19 protein-coding genes are annotated in these 22,899 nt (G+C 40.6%); 14 read left to right on the top strand and 5 right to left on the bottom strand.

Annotated elements, in window-relative coordinates; genetic code table 11:
- Nucleotides 1-434 precede the first annotated feature (434 nt).
- The 6 genes from GNE10_RS13910 to GNE10_RS13885 all read left to right on the top strand — a co-directional run bounded on the left by GNE10_RS13910 (nucleotide 435) and on the right by GNE10_RS13885 (nucleotide 6,010).
- Nucleotides 435-1,391 carry an RNA polymerase sigma factor, RpoD/SigA family gene (locus tag GNE10_RS13910; protein WP_185565681.1) on the top strand — a complete coding sequence of 319 codons (957 nt, stop codon included), beginning with the start codon at nucleotides 435-437 and terminating at the stop codon, nucleotides 1,389-1,391.
- Between the two features lie 326 nt (nucleotides 1,392-1,717).
- Nucleotides 1,718-2,062 (top strand): DUF760 domain-containing protein, encoded by a 345-nt coding sequence (locus tag GNE10_RS13905; RefSeq protein ID WP_099069780.1) that lies wholly within the window; start codon nucleotides 1,718-1,720, stop codon nucleotides 2,060-2,062.
- Between the two features lie 843 nt (nucleotides 2,063-2,905).
- The gene (mutT, locus tag GNE10_RS13900) at nucleotides 2,906-3,316 is read left to right on the top strand and encodes an 8-oxo-dGTP diphosphatase MutT (protein WP_185565680.1); all 411 of its coding nucleotides are present in this window, start codon (nucleotides 2,906-2,908) and stop codon (nucleotides 3,314-3,316) included.
- Between the two features lie 438 nt (nucleotides 3,317-3,754).
- Nucleotides 3,755-4,219: a CBS domain-containing protein gene (locus GNE10_RS13895; protein ID WP_185565679.1), complete on the top strand. Its 465-nt coding sequence runs from the start codon at nucleotides 3,755-3,757 to the stop codon at nucleotides 4,217-4,219.
- A 106-nt stretch (nucleotides 4,220-4,325) separates the two neighbouring features.
- Nucleotides 4,326-4,991 (top strand): phycobilisome degradation protein NblB, encoded by a 666-nt coding sequence (gene nblB, locus GNE10_RS13890; protein WP_185565678.1) that lies wholly within the window; start codon nucleotides 4,326-4,328, stop codon nucleotides 4,989-4,991.
- Nucleotides 4,992-5,281: 290 nt separating this feature from the next.
- Nucleotides 5,282-6,010, top strand: coding sequence for an LEVG family PEP-CTERM protein (locus GNE10_RS13885; RefSeq protein WP_185565677.1), 729 nt, complete (start codon nucleotides 5,282-5,284; stop codon nucleotides 6,008-6,010).
- Nucleotides 6,011-6,275: 265 nt separating this feature from the next.
- Here GNE10_RS13885 and GNE10_RS13880 read toward each other — a convergent pair whose 3' ends face one another.
- Nucleotides 6,276-6,794 (bottom strand): DUF456 domain-containing protein, encoded by a 519-nt coding sequence (locus GNE10_RS13880; protein ID WP_099069784.1) that lies wholly within the window; start codon nucleotides 6,792-6,794, stop codon nucleotides 6,276-6,278.
- 402 nt (nucleotides 6,795-7,196) lie between these two features.
- On the opposite strand from GNE10_RS13880, the gene GNE10_RS13875 reads away from it, so the two are divergent.
- Nucleotides 7,197-8,102: a M48 family metallopeptidase gene (locus tag GNE10_RS13875; RefSeq protein WP_099069785.1), complete on the top strand. Its 906-nt coding sequence runs from the start codon at nucleotides 7,197-7,199 to the stop codon at nucleotides 8,100-8,102.
- A 246-nt stretch (nucleotides 8,103-8,348) separates the two neighbouring features.
- Here the strand turns inward: GNE10_RS13875 and GNE10_RS13870 are convergent, their stop codons facing one another.
- On the bottom strand, nucleotides 8,349-8,990 hold the full coding sequence (locus GNE10_RS13870; protein ID WP_185565676.1) for a cofactor assembly of complex C subunit B: 642 nt from the start codon (nucleotides 8,988-8,990) through the stop codon (nucleotides 8,349-8,351).
- Between the two features lie 177 nt (nucleotides 8,991-9,167).
- Nucleotides 9,168-9,896: a response regulator transcription factor RpaB gene (gene rpaB, locus GNE10_RS13865; protein ID WP_096542480.1), complete on the bottom strand. Its 729-nt coding sequence runs from the start codon at nucleotides 9,894-9,896 to the stop codon at nucleotides 9,168-9,170.
- 170 nt (nucleotides 9,897-10,066) lie between these two features.
- On the opposite strand from rpaB, the gene radA reads away from it, so the two are divergent.
- Together radA and GNE10_RS13855 are read left to right on the top strand one after the other, a co-directional pair.
- Nucleotides 10,067-11,593 carry a DNA repair protein RadA gene (gene radA, locus GNE10_RS13860; RefSeq protein WP_099069787.1) on the top strand — a complete coding sequence of 509 codons (1,527 nt, stop codon included), beginning with the start codon at nucleotides 10,067-10,069 and terminating at the stop codon, nucleotides 11,591-11,593.
- Nucleotides 11,594-11,674: 81 nt separating this feature from the next.
- Nucleotides 11,675-12,403: a Uma2 family endonuclease gene (locus tag GNE10_RS13855; protein WP_185565675.1), complete on the top strand. Its 729-nt coding sequence runs from the start codon at nucleotides 11,675-11,677 to the stop codon at nucleotides 12,401-12,403.
- 603 nt (nucleotides 12,404-13,006) lie between these two features.
- Here GNE10_RS13855 and GNE10_RS13850 read toward each other — a convergent pair.
- Nucleotides 13,007-13,282, bottom strand: a complete 276-nt coding sequence (locus tag GNE10_RS13850; protein WP_185565674.1) for a hypothetical protein — start codon at nucleotides 13,280-13,282, stop codon at nucleotides 13,007-13,009.
- A 127-nt stretch (nucleotides 13,283-13,409) separates the two neighbouring features.
- Between GNE10_RS13850 and GNE10_RS13845 the strand changes: the two genes are divergently transcribed.
- From GNE10_RS13845 to GNE10_RS13830, 4 genes are all read left to right on the top strand, one after another.
- A complete protein-coding gene (locus GNE10_RS13845) occupies nucleotides 13,410-16,091 on the top strand; it encodes a protein kinase domain-containing protein (protein WP_185565673.1) in 2,682 nt (893 codons plus the stop codon).
- Between the two features lie 280 nt (nucleotides 16,092-16,371).
- Nucleotides 16,372-16,614, top strand: a complete 243-nt coding sequence (locus GNE10_RS13840) for a hypothetical protein (RefSeq protein WP_260446879.1) — start codon at nucleotides 16,372-16,374, stop codon at nucleotides 16,612-16,614.
- Nucleotides 16,615-16,827: 213 nt separating this feature from the next.
- Nucleotides 16,828-17,607, top strand: coding sequence for a Uma2 family endonuclease (locus GNE10_RS13835; RefSeq protein WP_185565672.1), 780 nt, complete (start codon nucleotides 16,828-16,830; stop codon nucleotides 17,605-17,607).
- Nucleotides 17,608-18,394: 787 nt separating this feature from the next.
- Nucleotides 18,395-19,639: a serine/threonine-protein kinase gene (locus GNE10_RS13830; RefSeq protein WP_099069799.1), complete on the top strand. Its 1,245-nt coding sequence runs from the start codon at nucleotides 18,395-18,397 to the stop codon at nucleotides 19,637-19,639.
- A 116-nt stretch (nucleotides 19,640-19,755) separates the two neighbouring features.
- On the opposite strand, the gene GNE10_RS13825 is transcribed toward GNE10_RS13830, so the two are convergent.
- Nucleotides 19,756-20,664, bottom strand: coding sequence for a DUF3365 domain-containing protein (locus tag GNE10_RS13825; RefSeq protein WP_099069800.1), 909 nt, complete (start codon nucleotides 20,662-20,664; stop codon nucleotides 19,756-19,758).
- A gap of 296 nt (nucleotides 20,665-20,960) precedes the next feature.
- Between GNE10_RS13825 and GNE10_RS13820 the strand changes: the two genes are divergently transcribed.
- Complete coding sequence (locus GNE10_RS13820) at nucleotides 20,961-22,877, top strand: serine/threonine-protein kinase (protein WP_185565671.1); 1,917 nt, start codon at nucleotides 20,961-20,963, stop codon at nucleotides 22,875-22,877.
- Nucleotides 22,878-22,899 lie beyond the last annotated feature (22 nt).

Below are 22,899 nucleotides of genomic sequence, written 5' to 3'. Positions count from 1 at the left end.
TGACTATAGTTATCATTGAGATATTTTAACAAATATGAGGAAGTTTCTTTTTGCCAGATAAGTAGTCAAATCCTCTTTGAGGCTTTATTGAAAGTAAAAAACTACTTCATAAACTGGAATAACCAGGAAATTTATTCAGATATATAGCCAAAACCTTATCAGAAAGGTTACAATTGTTAATATTAATCTAATAGAAGAATGTTTAAGAAATTACCTTTTATCTAACTGTAGATACTTGTGGAAAGTAGGAAAAAACTGTAACTTTTAGCAGTTAAGAAGCTCAATTTTGATTATTTATGAGCAGCCGAATTTATCCGGCGCGTAAGTTGCAAAGCATAAGTATGGGTTCCCACTCACACTGGGTAGCACCCATAGAGAGCATCTATCCCTGAATGACCCTACCATCAAACCCATCATCACCAAAGAGTAGCGCCATGAAGACCGCTCAGACAGCCACAGACCTCGTGCGGACTTACCTGCGTGAGATTGGCCGTGTGCCACTCTTAACCCACGAGGAAGAGATTTTCTATGGTAAGCAGGTGCAACGTTCAACGGCTTTGCACGAATCGCGGGAAAGTCTTGCCAACCAGTTAGGTCGCGAACCAACTCTACAAGAGTGGGCGAAAGCAGCACTATTAGAACCAGAAGAGTTGAACGAAGCGATCGCTGATGGTGAAATTGCCAAGCGCAAGATGGTAGAAGCCAATTTGCGGCTGGTGGTGTCCGTTGCTAAAAAGTACATTAAGCGCAACGTCGATTTACTGGATTTAATCCAAGAAGGTAGTATCGGAATGCAACGCGGTGTGGAAAAGTTTGACCCCACCAAAGGTTATAGATTTTCTACCTATGCCTATTGGTGGATTCGCCAAGCTATCACCCGTGCCATAGCGGAAAAAGCGCGTACTATTCGACTGCCTATCCACATAACTGAAAAATTAAATAAAATTAAAAAAGCACAGCGGCAATTGTCTCAAAAATTGGGACGCGCTCCCACAGCCAGCGAGCTAGCTCAAGAATTGGAATTGACCCCGAAGCAAGTGCGAGAGTATCTAGAAAAGGCGCGTTTGCCTCTTTCGTTGGATTTGCGCTTGGGTGATAACTACGACACCGAACTTGGTGAAATGCTGGAAGATCCAGGAGCATCTCCAGAAGAATTTGTCATGCAATCTTCCTTATCTTACGACTTAGAGCGCCTCATGGGCGATCTAACGCCACAACAAAGGGAAGTAATTACACTGCGCTTTGGATTAACTGACGGCCAAGCACTGACTTTGGCAAGAATTGGTGAAATCCTCAATATTAGCCGGGAACGAGTCCGCCAAATCGAACGGGAAGCCTTGACCAAACTTCGTAAATCCAAAGCCAACATAGATGAATACTTGGCAAGTTAGTCATTGGTCATTAGTCATTGGTCATTGGTCATTAGAGTGTTGACTGGTGACTGGTGACTGGTGACTGGTGACTGGGGAATTATATTCTCCTGTGCCCCTGTGCTTCATCTCCCTATCTCCCCATACCCAATGTTTCATAACTACTTACCAATTGGTGAGAAAATACGCTGGTTTTGGTACGGTTACACCCACTTTCAACAATAGGAGAGCCTGTTACATTATTTAACAGGAAGACTAAGTAAATTAGTTACAACAAATACCCAAAAGGCATTTAGTCTCCAAATTACCAATACCGTAGCTAAAAATTCTAGCCAAGGAGATAGAAAATGAATAATCCATCCAATCGCGTTTCAGAATTTTTCAATGGTGAATCAGAAACTAGCGATTTGCTATGGCAATACGTTAAATCCTTAAGTCCTGAGACAGTTACCCAACTATCTAAACCTACTTCTCCCGAAGTTTTTCAAGTGATGGAACGTAACATCACAGGGCTATTGGGAAACCTACCTTCAGAACACTTTGGCGTTGCAATAACCACAAGTCGCGAAAGTCTGGGTCGGCTTTTGGCCTCTGCGATGATTAGTGGTTATTTCTTGCGTAACGCTGAACAAAGAATGAATTTTGAAATCGCCTTACAAGGAACTGAAACTAACAACAGCGAAATTGACTAAAAGCATTACAGCAGAATTGGGAAGTCAAACAGATTTATCACTTAATTTTGAGACTCATGGTTGTGTATTTGACCTGAGTTGTATAGCAACAACCAAGGTGTTTAGAACATCAAACATATGCTAAAACTCAGACACAAAAGACTTTTCACCCAATCACCAGTCCCCAATCTCCAGTTTATTGCTATAGTTCGCTGTAAAATTCAGAAAATTTAATATCATTGGGCTAAAGTCACTCACAGTCATGGCTAGCATAGAATTTCCCTTCATGCATTACATAAGTATTTGACCAAAAGTAAAGTACAAGCGAACTTGAATTGAAATTGATACTCAAACAGTGCAGAGGAATGCAGAATTTTTAATTCATTTTTCTCGAAACCTGGTTAATTTGGGAATTAGTCAAATCAGAGGCGCATTTTTAAATGAATAACAAAAACGTGTGCATAAACAATCAGCGATAAATCAGATTCGCAATCAATACAAACTCGGCAGATTTCAAACTAGTCTGCCGAGTTTTGTTATAAGGTGTTGGGAGTGTTGAGTGTTGACTGTTGACTGGTGACTGGTCAATACGGTTCGGATAAGCAGTAGTATGAACTTCCCTTGTGGTTTGGGAAAAGGTTAAGGCGTAAGGGGATTTGGATGTATTTGAAACCTTTCCCTTTCCCCTTTCCCCTTTCCCCTTTAACCGAACCGTATTGAATGAGTGGGGAGTTATTATTCTCCCCTACCTTGCCCCTCTACCACATCTTCCTTGTCTCCTACCCTGCGGGTTCGCGCTAGCGTCTCCCAAAGAGAAGCTAAAGCTACATCCCCCACACTTCCCATCTTCCACTTCCATAAACCATGAATCCAACCACTTCTTTCCCGCCTCATAAAATCATTGGTGTTGCCGTAATTTGGAATGACCAAAAGCAAATCTTAATTGACCGCCGTCGTCCACAAGGAGCGATGGGTGGTTTGTGGGAATTTCCTGGTGGTAAGGTTGAGCCTGGTGAAACCATCCAAGAGTGTATTCAAAGAGAAATAACAGAAGAACTGGGAATAGCGATCGAAGTCGGAGAGCATTTAATCACTATTGAGCACACCTATACAGACTTGCGGGTTACCCTCACAGTACATCACTGCCGCCACGTTGCAGGTGTTCCCCAACCTTTGGAGTGCGATGAAATTCGCTGGGTAAGCTTGGAAGAACTTGAAAAGTTTGATTTTCCGAAAGCAAATATTCAAATTATTGATGCTCTTAAGGGGAGATGAGGGAGAGAATAATAACTCCCCACTCACCCAATACGGTTTGGGGAAAGGGGAAAGGGGAAGGGGGAAGGGTAAAGGGGAAAGGGTAAAGGGGAAAGGGCAAAGGTTTTAAATACATCAGACCTCTTGCACAAGAGTGCTTTTTGCACTTTTGTGGTCAAAGAGAAAAGGTTAAAGGGGAAAATACCAAACCTTTCCCCCTTTCCCCTTCCCCTTTTCCCGACTTCTCTTAGAAGTCTATCCTTTACCTTTTCCCAGACCACAAGAAAAGTTCATAGTGCTTATCCGAACCGTATTGACCAGTCACCAGTCAACAGTTAACAGTCATCACTCTTCAATCCCCATTTCCAATCCCGTAACAATCTATTAATTGCATCAGGTTGAGTGCCGCAATTTTCTACAATAATCCCAGGGACTTTGATAAATGGTGTCAGTAAACAAATGCCTAAAACCGTTAGCGACGTGATGAGCCGCGATCCGATTGTGGTTCAGGCACAAACTCCACTTAAGGAAGCTATCCAAATTCTCGCAGAACGCCACATCAGTGGGCTACCTGTTGTGGATGATGGCGGTAAGTTAGTGGGCATTATTTCAGAAACCGATTTAATGTGGCAAGAAACTGGTGTCACTCCACCTGCATACATCATGTTTCTTGATAGCGTTATCTATTTGAAAAACCCTGCTGCATACGAACGTGACTTGCATAAAGCTTTAGGGCAAACGGTTGGGGAAGTGATGAGTAAAAACCCCATCACTATTTCTCCTGAGAAAACTTTAAGGGAAGCTGCTACAGTTATGCACGATCGCAGTGTTCACCGCTTGCCAGTACTTGACAGCACAGGGCAAGTAATTGGTATCCTCACCCGTGGTGATATTGTTCGGGCAATGGCAGCAAGTCAAGATTAGTTATTGGTCATTAGTCATTGGTCATTAGTCATTGGTCATTAGTCATTGGTCAAGAGTTTTTCGCTTTTGACTGTTTTTTATACATTTGAAAATCAAGGATAATTAAATGAGTATTACTCCAGAGTCTGTTAAGGAATTGCTTAGTTCTCAGGATGTAGGCGATCGCTTGCGTGCAGTTAATCAAATTCGTCAATTAGAAACAGCTGTTGGTTTTGAATTGATTCAAATTGCGATTGCCGATCGCAATGCCCGTGTCCGGTACTCGGCTGTGAGTCAAATGGATACACTGGGAAAAGAGGATTTACAGTTATCTTGGACAATTTTACGCGATCGCTTGCTCAATGACCCGGAAGTAGATGTACAAGCAGCAGCAGCAGATTGCTTGGGCGCTCTGAAGTTAGGTGAAGCTCTGGAAGACTTAGAGAAAGTTTACAATACAACCAATGAATGGCTAGTACAATTCAGTATCATTGCCACTCTAGGGGAGTTGGGCGATCCACGAGCTTTTGAACTACTTAAACAGGCACTCTCTTCAGACAATGAATTAATCCAAACTGCGGCTATTAGTTCTTTAGGTGAATTGGGAAATGTAGAAGCCGTTCCCCTCTTAGCTCCTTTTGCGAACAATCCAGATTCCCAAGTCCGCTACAGACTTGTCCAAGCCTTGATTCATTTGGGTACTCCAGAAGCTAAATCTATATTAGAAAGTCTTGTTGATGATGATATAGAAGCGATCGCCACTGAAGCTAGAAAATATCTGCAATCAGCTTAGGCTTATAAGTTACTTCACATTTTACGAAGTATACGAACTTAGGGGCACAACATGTTGTGCCCCTAAAAATATGTATACCCCACGAAATTATACTAAATTGTATAAAAAATAACCTGTCAAATTTCTCATTTTCCAAATATTCATATATAGCGATTTACCAATAAAGATTGTGTGAATTAAGACGCGAGTAGATGCACTTACGTAATTGCGCGGTTAACATACAAATACAGAGAAACAATGAAAAAAAATTTTTTCATCTAAAGCATTACTAATCAGAGGAAGAAAGTCTAATGAAAAATTTAACTATCTTAGCAACAACATTTGCAGCATCTACTATTGGTTTAAATTTAATTGCTGGTATATCTAAAGCTGAAGCTGCTTCTTTAGTTCCTCCAGTGGAAGGGGAAATTCAACTAACAAACGTTGCTTGTTTAACTGGTAGCTGTATTGATACAGTTCCTTATGGTTACACAGTTACCAGTCAGAATTATAACGCAAATTACAAACCAAGTCTGTTATTTAGTGATGATAGCGCAACCCCAAATTCTTATGGTTTTGGTATTTCCTTCGCTAACCCAGATGCAGGAACTAACACAATTGCAGGTGAAAATTGGTTCCGTCCTGTAGCTATCAAAACAGACGGAACTTTCCCAGAAAATGGTCAATTAGAAGTTGGTGTGTTCAAGTTTGATTTTACTAACACAATTAGCGAGTTAGTACTATCATTCTTCGATGTCGAAGATATAGGTACTGCGATTCTGAGCGTTAATGGCGGTGCTTTTGCAGGAACAGTTACTCCAGGAGATAACGCCAATATCAAGAAAGTGACTTTGACAAATGTTAGTTCTTTTGAAGTCAAACTTGGTAATATTGGTGGTAAATTCATCACTGGTGATGGTGTGCGTTTGGATGTTAATCAAACTGTACCTGAACCAGGAACAACTATCAGCTTAGGTCTTTTAGGATTAGTAGCATTGTTTGGTTTGCAAAAGCGGATAAAAAATTCACAAACAGTGTAATTTTTAAACCCCGCCCTTGAGTGCGGGGTCTGATTTTGAATTCCCAAGTTGTAGATGAAAATTTAATGCTTGTGTGTATGTTTTAGACCAAATTGAAATGCTCCCGTATTGTTTTCGTTTAACATCCAAAATTGTATTCCCAGTAAATTAAGCTTTTCACGGTTATATTGAGTAGATGAATAACTAATTACGCCACTTAGTTATTCTATCCACTCAATTTTTTTGTGTACGTAAATGCGGTGAAAGTTGAATAAATCGATGAATTTTAAGCGCCGTAAACCTGCGACCACGTTGTAATTATAAATACTGTAACAGCAGCGATCGCCAACAAGCCTTGAATCAAATTCCCTACCAGTGTACCGACGACAATTCCGATACCTGCTTTCACAGCTAAACCGAATTCACGTCGGTAAAGATACTCACCAATAATTGCTCCTAATAGTGGCCCTAGTAAAATCCCTAACAGCGGGCCTCCAAAGGGTAAAGCCGGCAATAATCCCAAAAATCCCAGTACTAAACCGACAACTGCGCCAATTTGCCCCCACTGACTAGCTCCGGCTTGTTTTGCTCCTAGATAACTAGCTAAGAAATCCACGCCGACACTGAGTAACAAAACAACAATTGTCACGATTAATGGAATCTTGATAACTGCAAAGGAACTGCTAACGATTCCCCAGATGATAATTGCAATTAAAATTAAGCTAGCACCTGGAATTGCAGGAACCACCGCGCCGATAATGCCCACAACCATTACGGCAATTAATAGCCAATAGATAATTTGCATAGATAAAATTTGAAATTTCCCAATCAGTTAGTCTTTTGTAGGGTAGCACCCCTGTACTACCCCAGAACGTGTTACATCCAAAAAACACCATCTATAGACTTCTAAGAGAAGTGGGGAAAAGGGTAAGGGGTAAAGGGGAAAGGGCAAATAAAAACCCTTTTCCCTTTAACCTTTTCCCTTTCCCCCCTATGAGCAAAAGTTACTTTTGCAAGAGGTCTTATGAGACCTCGCCCTTAAGGGCGGGGCTTAACAATTTTATCGAAAATTTGGGTATAAAACGCCGTACTTAAGCGAAGTGCAGGACGGCTTTACCTTTATAAATCACCTCTCAAAGATGCGATTTATACTATTTAAAAAACTAAACTGCAAATAAAAGCACTTAGCCTTGGGAATAGGAAATCAATGCAGAGAAAAATATTAACTGGACTAAATTCACAAACTTACGAACACCCTTTCGATCGCAAAGCCTTAGCATCTTTACAAAAAATGCCTGGTGTCTCTTTGCTACTCAAAAAAATTAACGAATACGGTATTGATCGCTTACTCCGTATTCAAAGCCTTGGCAGTAGTATCAGAGTTACTCCTCGGAATTTTCCACAATTGCATCAAGCATTAGTAGAAACCTGTGAAATTCTTGATGTTAAACCACTTCCTGAACTATATCTATTTCGGGCTACAGGGCACATTGTCACTTACATTGTGGGAGTAGAAAAACCTCTCATTGGTATTAATTTAGATGGAATGGAGTGGCTTAATCAAGATGAGTTGCTTTATGTTTTGGGACATGAAGTTGCTCGCATTAAAAGTCAACACATGGTTTATCACCAAATGGCATTTGTGATGCCGACTTTAAAAAATTTGTTGAGCAGTACTACATTGGGAGTCGGGGGCTTGGTAGCCAGTGGTATGGAATTGGCTTTATATAATTGGCAAATGATGGCTAGGTTCACCGCCGATCGCGCTGGTTTATTAGCTTGTCAAGATATTGATGTTGCAACCACCGCATTGATCAAAATTGCAGGTTTACCAGAAGAATACTTGAGTGCTGCTGTAATTGAAGATTTCCTCACTCAAGCGCGTGAATTTGCATCTCAGAATCTTGATACAGCAGACCGGTTAACCAAAATATTAAGTTACACAGAAGCCACAATTCCTTGGGTTGTGATGCGGGCTGGCGAGTTATTAAAATGGTATGATTCTGGAGATTATAATAATGTAATTCAACAGCCAAATTTAAATACATCAGAAGAAAAACAAGAAAATACACCAGAAGAAACAGAAGGGTGGAATTTTTTAACTTCTTGGTGATTTAATTTTAGATTTTAGATTTTAGATTTTAGATTTTAGATTTTGGATTGGGAATTGACAAATAAAAACATATAGCAATCGCAAATAATTTACGTTTGATTGGAATTATCTAAATCAACGAATTATCAAGGATTGTGTGCCCTGTAGAGACGTTGCAGTGCAACATCTCTACAACGATAAATCAAGAATGTTAGCGTCTTCCATTGAAAATAGTCAATCTAAAATCTAAAATCTAAAATCCAAAATCTAAAATTGACTGAGAGTAACAGCTAATTTATCAGCAATTCCAGCGACCCATTTTTCATCTTGTTTGGTGTAACTACGAGGGGCATTAGCTCCTAAAATTAGAACACCTTTATCGCCAATGGGTTGACAAATGACACCTTGAGTATTTTCTGGTAAATAATCAAATTCAATCTTACCTGGATAAACATTTAGCGCCACTAAATAAATCGGCTTTTGCTTTTCGAGTACCTGTTTTAAGATTGCTCCTGGTACAACCTCAGATTTTGTACCCAAAATTCCCCGACGCAACAAAACTTTACCTTGAAAAAAAACTACTAGCGATCGCGTGACTGTATTAGTCAACAATAAATGAGATGCCCAAGCTAGTTCAGTTTTTACGGCTTCTGGTAAGTCTGGCGCGAGTACAAAACCTTCTTCTCCAATTAGCTCTACACTATCAGGCAATCGGGGCTGTACCTGCTGCCAAATTAAACCGGTCAAAATTAACACCGCACTCAAAATCACACCCAACACATCACCACGCGCTTGAGATTCAGTTAGTTGCGGTGTCAACAAGCGGTTAATTAACAAAAGTACAGCGCCTAGTCCACCTACAACAATGGGTAGACGCCGCAAAACTCGATTGGGATCGGATTTAGTCATGAGTCATTAGTTATTGGGCATGGGGCATGGGGCATTGGGCATTGGGCAGAAGAGGCTCCAGGTGCTCCAAGGGCAGAGGGAAAAAACTCATCTCCCCTGCTCCCCTGCTCCTTCATCTCTTTCATCTCCCCGCGTCCCCGCGTCCCTGCGTCTTTGCGTCCCCGTCTCCCCCTCATCTCACTCCTCCCCTGGTTCAATAATTCTCTGGAAAAGATAACCAGTACCTCTGGCTGTCAAGATTAATTCTGGGTTGCTGGGGTCGTCTTCTAATTTTGCCCGCAAACGGGATATATGCACATCTACTACACGGGTATCTACATGGCGTTCTGGTGTGTAACCCCAAACTTCCTGCAAAATTTCGGAACGGGAAAAAGCTTCTCCTGAGCGACTGACTAACAACTCTAGTAAGCTAAATTCCATACCTGTCAATCTAATCCGCTCGTCGCCTTTATAAACTTGTCGCTTATTGGTATCGATTTTGATGTTGGCGACATGAATCACACCAGAACTAGGAATACCAGTAGCGCTGGTTTTGTCTACTCGCCTTAGCACTGAGCGAATCCGGGCTTCTAGCTCTTTGGGGGAAAATGGTTTCACTACATAATCGTCAGCACCTAATTCTAGTCCAGTGATGCGATCGGCTACATCCCCCAAGGCTGTTAGCATAATAATAGGGACATCCGATTCCTTACGTAATTCTTGACAAACACCGTAGCCATCTAGCTTTGGCATCATTACATCTAAAACTACCAGGTCAGGATCGGCTTTGCGAAAAGTTTCCAAAGCTTCTTCGCCGTCACCAGCAGTGACCACATCGTAGCCAATCATTGAAAGGCGCGTTTCTAAAATCCGGCGAATGCTGGCTTCATCGTCTACTACCAAGATTTTTTCTTTATGACTTTCCAAGTTAATCAACGCTCCTTCACTAAAAATTTACATGATTAATTTTTAATACCATAATATTAAGATATCATTCCATAAATTGATTTGGAAAATGCTCTGAATACCACTATGATTGGATTTTAGTATTCTCAAAAACTTAAGTAAATATTAAGATTATTTAATAAGATTTACGAATGGCAAAGCCAAAAACTTTCTACGTTTGCAACGATTGTGGGGCAGAATCCCCTCAATGGTTTGGTAAGTGTCCCGCCTGTGGTACTTACAATTCTCTAGAAGAACAAATTGTTATCCAATCTTCTGTAGATATACCTACTCGCGGAGGAGTTAGTGGTTGGCAAAGCGCACCCAATAACGGCAAATCTAGTGCTAAAGCCCCTAAACAAAGGGCTTCATTAACATTCGATCAAATTAGCGATCGCCAAGTCACTCGTTGGGAGTCTGGTTATGGAGAATTGGATCGAGTACTAGGTGGTGGAGTAGTTCCCGGCTCGATGGTATTGATTGGTGGCGACCCAGGAATTGGGAAGTCTACTTTGTTACTGCAAGTATCAAATCAATTGGCGCAAAGATACCGCATTCTTTACATTTCTGGAGAAGAATCAGGACAACAAATAAAATTAAGAGCTTCTCGTTTAGGAGTAGTAAAACCTCTAAGTGTTGTTGGTGATGACAACGAGTCAGCAGTAGAAAACCCTCCCGAATCGCAACCACAAGACAATGTAGGCGCGGATTTATACGTATTGCCAGAAACAGATTTAGAAGAGATTTTGCGGGAAGTGGATTCCCTCAAACCCAATGTAGCTGTAATTGATAGTATTCAAACAATTTTCTTTCCGGCTTTGACTTCTGCGCCTGGTTCCGTGGCTCAGGTACGGGAATGTACTGCGGCTTTGATGAAGGTGGCCAAGCACGAAGATATTACCATGTTGATTGTGGGACACGTCACCAAAGAAGGAGCGATCGCTGGGCCGAAAGTCTTGGAACACTTAGTAGATACAGTGTTGTATTTTGAAGGCGATCGCTTCGCCTCCCATCGGTTATTACGCACAGTAAAAAACCGCTTTGGGGCAACACATGAAATCGGCATCTTTGAAATGGTGTCACATGGATTGCGGGAAGTTCCGAACCCTTCCGAGTTATTTTTAGGGAACCGCGACGACCCAGCACCGGGTACAGCAATTGTAGTTGCTTGTGAAGGTACTCGCCCCATTGTTGTGGAACTGCAAGCCCTTGTGAGTCCCACCAGTTACCCCTCACCTCGGCGTGCAGCCACAGGAATAGATTACAACCGCCTCGTGCAAATTCTCGCCGTCTTAGAAAAACGTGTGGGGATTCCTATGTCGAAATTAGATTCATATGTTGCTTCGGCTGGGGGATTGAATGTTGAAGAACCAGCAGTAGATTTAGGAGTAGCAATTGCCATCGTTGCAAGTTTCCGCGATCGCATCGTTGACCCAAGTACAGTACTAATAGGTGAAGTTGGCTTAGGCGGACAAGTGCGATCGGTTTCCCAAATGGAACTGCGGTTAAAAGAAGCAGCTAAATTGGGATTTAAAAGAGCGATCGTGCCCAAAGGACAAAAATTTCCAGACCTGAATATTGAGATTTTACCAGTATCTAAAGTCATAGATGCAATTATCGCCGCCATCCCCCATCAAGAACTGACAACCGAAGACTTAGAACCCGATGAATATGAATGAGGGAGACAAGGGAGACAACACAGACAAGGAGAATAATTCTTAACTCCTAACTCCTAACTCAACAATCAAAAAAAAACCATTATGACAGTCCTCACCCAAGATTACAAAATCACTTGGGAAAAACTCCCAGATGATTACAAACTCCCAGATGACCCAGTGGACAACATCAACCAACCAGCCTTAGCTGCTGCACTCACAGAAAGCCTACTATTAGCCGGAAAAATCCCAGCTAACGCCCTGACAACAACTAATTACGGCATTTGTGCCACGTTAAATAACAAAATAGTCATTAAAGCCCCTGATTGGGCTTTCATTGCCAAAATAAATGTTAATCGAGAAGAAGTAGTACGCAGTTATACACCTCAATTACAGGGCGACATTCCCATAATTGTCATGGAATTTGTTTCCGATACACAGGAGACAGAGTATTCTATCAAAGCCACATATCCCCCAGGAAAATGGTTTTTCTACGAACGCATTTTAAAAGTACCAAACTACATCATCTTTGAACCAGAAAGCGGCAGTATCGAAACCTATCGCTTACAAAATACAGAAGAGTACATCTTGCAAGAACCTGACGCAAATCAACGCTACTGGATACCGGAAATCAATCTTTACCTTGGCGTGTTGCAAGGCACTCGTGAAAATCGTACAGCGAAGTGGTTACGCTGGTGGGACGAACAAGGAAACCTTCTACCTTGGGGAACAGAATTAGCCGAACAAGAACGCCAACGCACCGAACAAGAACGCCAACGCGCCGAAAGATTAGCAGCACAATTGCGGGCTGCTGGAATTGAACCTGAAGATTAGATTTTTTGTAAATAATTAAAGATTGCTAGGTTTAGTTAAAAATTTGCTAAATCTAGCATTTTTTTTAGAGCAATGTAATTTGAAATATCTCGAATTAGACATAATCTATTCTCGTTAAAACTTGGAAATTATTGATATAAATTGTTGAATTTGTAGTTAATAAGTGTAAATTTATACATTAATATAAAAGTATGATAAAGGCGATCGCCCAATCCCGCAAAAGATGAATGCGTAGGCGTAGCCCGTCGTAGACATCGCCCTTATTGGCCCCCTTATCAGGAGATAAATATAATCACGGCACAACCAGAAGATTCCGCCCAGTCAAAATTAGAACACTTCTTGGGTGAATATTTAGATACACCAAGCGCTAAACAATGTATTGAAAGACGATTTCCCAAGAGAAAACCGATTAAGCATATATTGATTGGTTCTCTTGAAGTCGTTACTAGTACAATCCATCACTTGCAGATAATTGGCTACGCCAGCGTAGAGATTGGAGTCCACTAGTACAACCGGTAACCCAGATTAAGTAATGAGTATTTTAATCCGGCAAATTCTGATGCAATAACCCAAATGTAGAGACGTTGCATTGCAACGTCTCGATTAATTTCTGTCTATTCCCATGTCTCTATTTCCTGGTTCGTTGGATTCTTGTGCTTCATTAGCAATCATGCCATTAATATAGCTAACAATTATTACTAATTCCCCAATTGCTTGCAATTCAGCCTCTTCTTCTGGCGTCTGAGAATTAGCTGTTTTTTTATCAACAAGTTCTTGCATTCTATCTGACAATTCATCAGTAATTTTAAACATATTAATATTACTGACTTTTTTGAGTTGAATACCTTTCTCTAGCCAAGATGAAGGTTTAATCGCCATAAGTTTATTACAATTTAATACACTGCATATTGTAGGCTGTATCAGAATTGCCTGAAATCTCCTTTACCCAACACCGATATCTATGGTATGCCAAAATAAAATATCAGTGAAACTACCGTTGTGACCAATGGCGTGGAATTCTGGGCAGCAATTATTTGGCGATCGCTACATCATCGAGAGAAAATTAGGCGAGGGTGGTGTAGGCATAACCTATTTGGCTAAAAATCAACGCGATGAGTTGCGCGTAATCAAAACTCTTCTAGACAAGTTTTTTAATGACCCTAAATGGATACAGCACTGCAACAAATTAAAGCAAGACTTCCGCGATGAAGCTTTGCGACTGGCTTTGTGTCACCATCCTCATGTTGTGCAGATAGAAAATGTCTTTGATGAAGGTAATTTTCCCTGCATGGCGATGGAGTATATTGAAGGGCAAGACTTAGGTCAGCGAATCACTGAAAACGGTGCATTATCAGAAATCGAAGCACTTATATATATTCAGCAAATTGGCGACGCTTTAACTTTAGCTCATCAAAAAGGCTTACTGCATCGCGATTTGAAGCCGAGTAATATTATGATGCGTGCGGGTAAACCAGAAGCTGTACTTATTGACTTTGGTATAGCCAGACAATTTATTTCAGGTGCAGTTTTACTGCATACAGAGAGTCTTACCCCTGGTTATGCGCCACCAGAACAGTATGTATCCGATGCTGAACGGGGAGAATATATAGATGTTTACGCCTTAGCAGCCACGTTATATTCTTTGCTGACTGGACAGTTGCCCATCCCAGCACCAGCCAGACTGCAAAATTTTACCATGCGATCGCCTAAAGATTTGAATAGCAGTGTTAGCGATCGGGTGAATGAGGCAATTATGAAGGGGATGGCGTTAAATTACAAGTTTCGTCCCCAGTCGGTACAGGAGTGGTTGGATTTGTTGGGTGCGGGAATAGTAGCACCAACACAACCAGTTACATCTTCATCTAATACTTCCCCATCTACGACACCACCAACACAGTCAGTAATATCTTCTCCCAATACACCCTCATCTTGGGAATGCATCCACACGATCCCAGGTATTGGAAAAATAGCTTTTAGCCCCAAGGAAGATATTTTAGCGAGTGCGTCAGGTACAGTTGTTCACTTGTTTTCATCAACTACAGGTGAACTTATTCGCTCTCTGGGTCATTCCTCTGGGTATGGCTCCGTTGCCATCAGCGGTGATGGGCAAACACTGGCTAGTATCACTAATAATAGTAGCGACAAAACTATCGAACTGTGGAATGTGCAAACAGGTAGGCAAATTGACACCTTAATCGGTCATTCTGATATTATTTCCTCCGTCGCTATCAGCAGTGATGGACAAACGCTGGCTAGTGGTAGTTGGGACAAAACTATCAAACTGTGGAATATGCAAACTGGCAGAGTAATTCGCATCCTCAGTGATTCCGATAGAGTTGATTTCGTGGCATTCAGTAGTGATGGGCAAATGCTGGCTAGCGCTAACGTTAGCAGGTACGACATCAAACTATGGAATGTACAAACAGGAAGAAAAATTCGCACCCTTACTGGTCATTCCCAGCGGGTTAATTCCGTCGCGTTCAGTAGTGATGGGCAAATACTGGCTAGTGGTAGTTGGGACACAACTATCAAACTGTGGTCAGTGGCAACAGGAAGAAAAATTCGCACCCTCACTGGTCATTCCGCTAGCATTAAATCCGTCGCCTTCAGTAGTGATGGGCAAATATTGGCTAGTGGTGGTTATGACGAGATTATCAAACTATGGAATGTACGAACAGGAAGAAAAATTCGCACCCTCACTGGTCATTCCGACTATGTTAATTCCGTCGCCTTCAGCAGTGATGGGCAAATGTTGGCTAGTAGTAGTGCGGACGGCACTATCAAACTGTGGTCAGTGGCAACAGGAAGAGAAATTCGCACTATCACAGGCAATTGCGCCAGCCCTGTTAAATCCATCGTCATCAGTAGTGATGGGCAAATGCTAGCTCATGGACTCAATAGCACTGTCAACTTGTGGGACATGGGAACAGGAAGAAAAATTAGCACTCTTATTACTTCCAATTATGTTTATTCCGTTGCCATTAGCAGTGACGCACGGATACTGGCTAGTGGTTGTGTAGACAATATCAGACTTTGGGAAATAGCAACAGAAAGAGAAATTCGCACCCTGACTGGTCATTCCATACCCGTTAATTCCATTGCCATTAGTAGTGATGGACAAATGCTGGCTAGTAGTAGTGATGACGAGATTATCAAACTGTGGAATGTGCAAACAGGTAGAAAAATTCGCACTCTCGGAGGTTGGTTTGGGGGGCATTCCGCTCAAGTTAATTCCGTCGCGTTCAGTAGTGATGGGCAAATGCTAGCAAGTGGTAGTGATGACAACACTATCAAACTGTGGAATGTACTAACAGGAAAGGAAATTCACACTCTGACTAGTCATTCCGACTCAGTTAATTCAGTTGCTATCAGCAGTGATGGGCAAATATTGGCTAGTGGTAGTAATGACAACACTATCAAACTATGGAATGTGAAAACAGGTAGAGAAATTCGCACCCTAACTGGTCATTCCCAGTGGATTAGTTCCATCATTTTCAGTAGTAATGGGCAAATTTTGGCTAGTGGTAGTGGAGACGGCACAATCAAACTGTGGTCAGTAGCAACAGGTGAAGAAATTCACAGCCTTAATCATTTTGGCGCAGTTAGTTCCGTTGCCTTTAGCAGCGATGGGCGTTGGCTCGCTGCTGGAGACTATTGCGGTAATATCAAAATTTGGCGACATCGCTAGTTGTGGAATAACAGCGTCACAATAATATTAGAACTAGCACACAATCAAAACAACATGAAAGCATACGAAATTTCCAGCGAATGTCACTACCGAAGGCAAAATAGAATTACCAGATGTGATTTTGCAACAGTTAGTAAATAAACAGCAAGTAAAAGTAATTATTCTTGTCAACGAACCCACAGAAGAAGAACAATAAGAAGCAGCTTGGCATCGTCTTGCATCTGAGTAATTATTAAAAAGTTACAGCGAAGATGATGCTATCTACGACACGATTTAAGCAATGCAAAATTATCAACCCGGTCTCATACCAATGTTGAAAATAACCAAAAATTACGTCATGGACGAAAATCAGCAACCGATTGCTGTACAAATTCCCATAGCTGACTTTGATAAAATTGAAGAAATCTTAGAAAATTATGGCTTAATCCAGCTAATGGCAGATTCAGAAGACGATGAACGTCTCGCTAAAGATGAAGCCTGGAAATATTACCAATCATTAAAACAAAATAATGTGGAAAGTTGAATATACTAAAAAGTTCTTAAAAGAATTAGCAAATTTACCACAAGACATGCAAGCTAAGATTGAACCAATTGTCTTTCAAGAACTCGAATCAGAAAACCACTTTGGGTTAATAATCAACGGCCAACACTTACTTTAACCGGAATAATTTATTTTTTGGATTTCCCTTAGAGATAATAGTAGCTAGCGATCGCAATATAAAACTTCAACTATACTATGACAACCTTTCCGAAATACATCCCGCAATCAGACCCACCACTTCCTCCTTGGGAAACCCTACCAACGATGTATGATTTACCCAGCGATAACCCAGAGGAACCAGGTTTGCCAGACGATTTTCACTTTTTACAACCCTTACTTTTATATTTAACTTTTCAGCCAATTAATTGGAATCCAGAATTAGTTTATAGCGCTGCTGACCTAAATCTTTATTACACCATCGAGCATCCTTTGTGGTACAAACGTCCAGATTGGTTTGGTGTTGTCGGTGTACAAAAACTATACAAAGGTGAGGATTTACGTTTAAGTTATGTTACCTGGCAAGAACCAGCCAATCCTTTTGTGGTGGTGGAATTATTATCGCCTGGTACAGAAGATGAAGATTTAGGTATTAAACAAAATAAAACAGATAAACCTCCTAGTAAATGGGAAGTTTACGAACAAATTCTGCGAATTCCTTATTATGTTGTTTTCAGTCGCTACACAAATGAACTGCAAGCATTTCAGTTAGTAGGCGGTCATTATGAACCGATGAATTTAAATAATGGACGCATATTAATGCCAGAAATAAATTTAAGTTTAGGTCTATGGCAAGGTTCGTTTCGAGATATTGAAAGGTTGTGGTTAAGGTGGTTCACTTTAGCAGGAGAATTGATTACTGAACCCACAGAAGCAGCTATAGAAGCTAGGCAAGAAGCAGAAGAAGCAAAAAGAAAAGCAGCAAAATTAGCAAAACGTTTACGTCAGTTAGGCATCAATCCTGACGAACTAGATTAATTATTGTAACTGCGGATATTTTTTATTGATTTTTTATTAACTTATGTTACTAAGAACCAGCTTCATAACATAGAGAATAAACAATAAATAACAGTAACAATAACTCTGTATAAGCAATGAAGACTATTTTTATATTTGAGAATAATAATAACTTATACTGAAAGCTTATATAGGATTCGTATTTGATTTTTGAAAAAAACTCAGTACACTTTGATTCCTTCCTCCCTATTCCCTGCTAAGAGTTGCCTGTTCCCTCTGTATGCAAATAATCTCAGGAATTAAAGCAGATTCCTGTATATATTAATGCAGCAACATGAGGTTGCACAGAAGTTAATTTTTCATAGCGATCGCCCGCAAACTAGTTTGAATAAATATAATATTTAAGTCTGATAATTATATAGCAACTTCAGTTTTGCCCAAAAACTATGAAGTATGCTAAGTACTAGCTGCTTAGTCTAGTGGCGATCGCCTTACTCAAAGCTAAGATCAAATTAAACAACAAATCTCAAAAGCGAAGCCCGAAGCACTCGCAGATATTACGCTGATACAAGTTATATCCTGACTTATATTAACTAGTACTAAAATACTAAAACCGACTCAAGTAAAAATTGCTAATTTCGTCACACAAGAGCATTTAGAGATTGTAGAAAAGTGTATTTCCTAATATTGACAGTGGTGTTAACCTCTATTTTACAGATGATATCAGCCTTTATCTGCTAGAGTTTGTGACTTTCAGCAAACTAAATAATCTATCAATAAATGTAAGATCGCTAGGAGTGCGATGATGATGTCACAGTCGCCTTTAACAAGACCAGAAATAGCCGCAGGAACTTTAATTGATAACCGCTATATTATCCAAAAACTTTTGGGACAAGGAGGATTGGGACGAACTTATTTGGCATTTGATACCCGTCGCTTTAATGAAGCTTGTGTTCTCAAAGAGTTTGCACCCATTGGTACAGGGGAAAGTGGACTCGAACAATATCGCAACTTATTTAAAAGAGAAGCTAAAATTCTTCACCAGCTACAACATTCCCAAATTCCCAAGTTTTTGGCTTGCTTTGAAGGAGACGGTAGGCTATTTTTAGTTCAAGAATATGTCGATGGAAAAACATATTCTCGGCTGTTAGGAGAACTGCAACGCCAAGGAAGAAATTTTTCTGAAGAAGAAGTTATTCAGTGGCTAAAAAATCTGCTCCCTGTATTGGAATACGTCCACCAGCATAATATTATCCACCGTGATATTTCCCCCGACAACATTATGTTACCGGATGGCAAAGATTTGCCAGTACTGATTGATTTTGGTGTCGGCAAACAAATTACTGATATCAACGAAGCCAAAACTTCTCACCAAGTAACTTTTGTTGGTAAAATGTCCCTCGTAGGAAAAGTAGGATACGCTCCCCGCGAGCAAATTAGCTTGGGTTTATGTTCTCCCTCCAGTGATATTTATGCTTTGGGAGTAACAGCTATTGTACTGCTCACAGGAAAAGATCCATCCTTATTAATGGATCAGTATTCCTTAGAATGGAACTGGCGTTATTATGTCTATGTTACTGATGGTTTCGCTCAAATACTCGATTGCATGTTAGCTGATAGACCCAACAAGCGATACCAAACAGCAACAGAAGTCATCGCAGATTTAAGGCGTCTGGAAGAATCAAAAGTAGCAATTTTACCTGCGGTGGTGAATGATTCACCTACCACCGTATTTAATCCTCAATATCAAGCCATGTCGGCAATTACCGACTCATACAACCAACTCGGAGAGACCATCTTTAGTTCGCCCAGTTTACCTACAACTCCACAAATTGGACAAATCGAACAACAACAACCTTCTCTCAATCCAGCATTTGTTAAACACTGTCAGCAAGAGTTAGCTTACCACATTGGGCCAATGGCAACTCTAGTGATAGAAGAAATATTGGCTCAAAATCCTTACATTTCACCAGACCATTTTGTGGAATTAATAGCCGCAGAAATTCCTAACTTTCAAGCAGCTTTTGAATTTAAAAAAAGCTTATTTTCCTAAGGATTTAAATTTGAAAAATTAGAGACAAAAATATTCCGTTTTTATCTGTTGACTGTTGACGGTTCATAGTCAACAATCAACCACTTCAACCCGTGGAATATTAGTTAATTGATTATTTATTCAACCGTACCTCCATGAGTACGTTTGATTCGTTTCATTGCCATTTCTAAGCTTAATTGCATCCGCTTAAAAGCTCTAGCTAGATTACCAATTTCATCATTAGACATTTGCTCGAATTCAACTTCTAGATGTCCCGTACTCACTTCCTCTGCAATGCGAGTCATGCGCTTGAGAGGAATAACAACTTGTCGATTTAAGAAAAAGTTCACTAACAGAATAGTTGCGATAAAAATCGTTGATACAATGAGAAGGATTAATAAAGAAGATTGATTAGCTTTGTTAATAACGTTATTAGCTGGTACTGAGATAATTTGAGCGCCAACAATTTCGTTTAGCTTCCATCCAAATCCATTAGCTGCACCATAAAGAGTAATCATACTTTGAGGTGCGGCTTCAGGTACACTGTGACACTTCAAACAACTTTCTTCAGAAACCGGTAGGGGACGAGCAACATAAAAGATATCTCCACCAGGAATTGAGCGAAATCCACTCACTTCTTTCAAGTCTGGTTTATTCCTAAACTTTTCTACAATTTCTGTTTCAAAGCCGTCAGCCTTATCCCGAAGATTAGTGGGGTTGAGAGTTGCTTCTTTATAAAAAAAGTCACGGTACTCTGGTGTTTTCCGCAAAATTTCAAATACCTCCCGTGCTGAGTATCCAGGTACACTTTGCGGCAAAAACTCCGTTGCTAATTTATCAGCTAACTCTGGATTCACTTGAGTACTAGTGTACTTACGAACAGAACTCATTGTTTGCATCAGCATCAAAGCTGTTGAGCTGATATCTTGTTTGGCATTCTCCCTCAGCAAAGAAGAAAGGGCAAATCCGCTTAAGCTCAGACCAAATGTCAAAATTACTAGCAGCAGAATTGTAAATTTTTGTTTCAGATTTAGATTCTTCAGCATAATTTTAGATTACCTACAAGTCAAATTATTATGAACAAATATGGCTCAAGCGATGGTTGATAGGATTAGCAATCAAGCTTCATATTTTGCTGTAAAGGCATAGTTTAACTAAAACTATCAGGATATATCTAAATTTATACTATTAATTAATAGTAATTATTGGGGAGATAAAAATGTTATCTAAGTAACTAACTTCAGAAAGCTACAACAACAATACAAATAGAATTCCTAAAAATTCGTGTTGGCTGTTCTGATACCGTGCCAAAATAAATACCAGAAAACATCAAATATTACTAATGGTGTGGAATTCAGGAAAGTCTTTATTCGGAGGACGCTACATTATTGAAAGCCAACTAGGCGAAGGTGGAATTGGCATCACTTATCTTGCCAGAAATCAAAGAAATCAACTGCGAGTCATCAAAACTCTCAAAGAAGAAATCCTCAATCACCCCGCTTGGATACTCCACCGAAATAAATTACGGCAAGACTTCCGTGATGAAGCAGTTCGGCTGGCTGTGTGTCACCATCCTCATATAGTACAAATAGAAAACGTTTTTGATGAAGGAAATTCGCCTTGTATGGTGATGGAGTACATCCAAGGCGAAGACTTAGGACAACGCTTAAAGCGGGTAGGTTTGCTATCAGAAACAGAAGCGCTGTTATATATCCGGCAAATTGGTGACGCTTTAACACTGATTCATTCTAAAGGGCTGTTGCATCGGGATCTCAAACCGCGCAACATCATGATTCGCATTGATAAATCAGAAGCGGTGCTGATAGATTTTGGCATTTCTAGAGAATTTATTCCTAATGTAGTGCAAAGGCATACAGTGTATCGCACTCCTGGTTTTGCCCCGCCTGAACAGTATGAATTAGAAGCGCCACGAGGGGAATACATTGATATTTATGCCCTAGCTGCTACTTTATACAATTTGCTTACAGGAGTTGTACCAACCAGTGCAGACGATCGCCGCCACAATGTTAAATTAGAACCACCACAATACTTTAATCCCAACATTAGTAATAAAGTAAATCAAGCTATTATGTGCGGCATGGATTTGGAGTCAACTTATCGTCCCCAGTCCGTGCAAGAATGGTTGAATTTACTTGAAGGTGATTCTAGAGAAGATTTAGCAACAATACCATTATCTTTAGCGAGCAAACCCAAACAAGAATCACTCAAACCTAGTGTGCAATCAGCACCGCCTGTTGTCATATTAGCTCGGCAAAATTGGCAATGCATACAGACCCTTAAAGGTCATTCTAGTATGGTTCATGCCATCGCCATTAGCCCAGACGGACAATATCTTGCTAGTGGTAGCAACGACAGAACTATCAAACTTTGGCAACTGAGTACCGGTAAGCTAGTGCGTCAATTAGGCCGTTGGTTTTCCGGTCATTCCAACATGGTTCATTCTCTTGCCTTTAGTCCAATTTCCCCAAATTCTTCTTATCAAGGAGAGTCTGCTAGAACTACCGGGTTTACCGATATCAACTCAGGAATTTTAGCTAGCGCTAGTTGGGACAACACAATTAAATTGTGGGATATCAACACAGGCAAAGAAATTCGTACTCTCACTGGTCATACCAACTGGGTAAATTCCGTTGCCTTCAGTCCAGACGGCAAACTGCTCATCAGTGGTGGTGCTGACTGTACAATTAAAATTTGGCAAGTAAACACTGGCATTGAAATCCAAACTTTCAGAGGTCATACTGACCCAGTTTCATCACTCGCCTACTCCCCCAGAACAGTTACAACCAACAACCAAGACAGACAAATAATAGCTAGTGGAAGTAATGACTACACCATCAAACTGTGGCAAATATACACAGGGAGAAACATTTCCACGTTAGTTGGACACACCTTTTTTGTTAACTGTATCGCCTTCAGCCACGATGGAGAAATTCTCGCTAGCGGCAGTGGCGATAACACAATTAAACTGTGGCATGTAAATACAGGCAGAGAAATTCGCACCCTTAGTGGTCATTCTGATTCAGTTTGGTCAGTGGCCTTTAGTTCCGATAGACAATTTCTCGCTAGTGGTAGCTGGGACAACACCATCAAACTGTGGCATTTACACACTGGTAGAGAAATCAGCACACTAACAGGGCATTCCAGCTATGTTAGATGTGTCGCCTTCAGTCCTGATGGACAAACCTTAGTCAGTGGCGGCGATGACGATACGATTAAAATTTGGCGACGTGAGAGATGAGGGGGATGGGGTAGGGAGGCAT

Source organism: Nostoc sp. 2RC, from assembly GCF_014222165.1.
Taxonomy (GTDB): domain Bacteria; phylum Cyanobacteriota; class Cyanobacteriia; order Cyanobacteriales; family Nostocaceae; genus Nostoc; species Nostoc linckia.
Note: the sequence above shows the minus strand (reverse complement) of the source record. Positions and strands in the feature narration are given on the sequence as shown.

Coding starts and splice junctions, on each gene's coding strand:
- GNE10_RS13870 (WP_185565676.1), bottom strand. CDS start 8,990: ATGACTAAATCCGATCCCAATCGAGTTTTGCGGCGTCTACCCATTGTT.
- GNE10_RS13840 (WP_260446879.1), top strand. CDS start 16,372: ATGCAAAATTATCAACCCGGTCTCATACCAATGTTGAAAATAACCAAA.
- mutT (WP_185565680.1), top strand. CDS start 2,906: ATGAATCCAACCACTTCTTTCCCGCCTCATAAAATCATTGGTGTTGCC.
- GNE10_RS13875 (WP_099069785.1), top strand. CDS start 7,197: ATGCAGAGAAAAATATTAACTGGACTAAATTCACAAACTTACGAACAC.
- GNE10_RS13830 (WP_099069799.1), top strand. CDS start 18,395: ATGTCACAGTCGCCTTTAACAAGACCAGAAATAGCCGCAGGAACTTTA.
- GNE10_RS13835 (WP_185565672.1), top strand. CDS start 16,828: ATGACAACCTTTCCGAAATACATCCCGCAATCAGACCCACCACTTCCT.
- GNE10_RS13880 (WP_099069784.1), bottom strand. CDS start 6,794: ATGCAAATTATCTATTGGCTATTAATTGCCGTAATGGTTGTGGGCATT.
- nblB (WP_185565678.1), top strand. CDS start 4,326: ATGAGTATTACTCCAGAGTCTGTTAAGGAATTGCTTAGTTCTCAGGAT.
- GNE10_RS13910 (WP_185565681.1), top strand. CDS start 435: ATGAAGACCGCTCAGACAGCCACAGACCTCGTGCGGACTTACCTGCGT.
- GNE10_RS13850 (WP_185565674.1), bottom strand. CDS start 13,282: ATGGCGATTAAACCTTCATCTTGGCTAGAGAAAGGTATTCAACTCAAA.
- GNE10_RS13885 (WP_185565677.1), top strand. CDS start 5,282: ATGAAAAATTTAACTATCTTAGCAACAACATTTGCAGCATCTACTATT.
- GNE10_RS13905 (WP_099069780.1), top strand. CDS start 1,718: ATGAATAATCCATCCAATCGCGTTTCAGAATTTTTCAATGGTGAATCA.
- GNE10_RS13845 (WP_185565673.1), top strand. CDS start 13,410: ATGGCGTGGAATTCTGGGCAGCAATTATTTGGCGATCGCTACATCATC.
- GNE10_RS13820 (WP_185565671.1), top strand. CDS start 20,961: ATGGTGTGGAATTCAGGAAAGTCTTTATTCGGAGGACGCTACATTATT.
- GNE10_RS13855 (WP_185565675.1), top strand. CDS start 11,675: ATGACAGTCCTCACCCAAGATTACAAAATCACTTGGGAAAAACTCCCA.
- GNE10_RS13825 (WP_099069800.1), bottom strand. CDS start 20,664: ATGCTGAAGAATCTAAATCTGAAACAAAAATTTACAATTCTGCTGCTA.
- radA (WP_099069787.1), top strand. CDS start 10,067: ATGGCAAAGCCAAAAACTTTCTACGTTTGCAACGATTGTGGGGCAGAA.
- GNE10_RS13895 (WP_185565679.1), top strand. CDS start 3,755: ATGCCTAAAACCGTTAGCGACGTGATGAGCCGCGATCCGATTGTGGTT.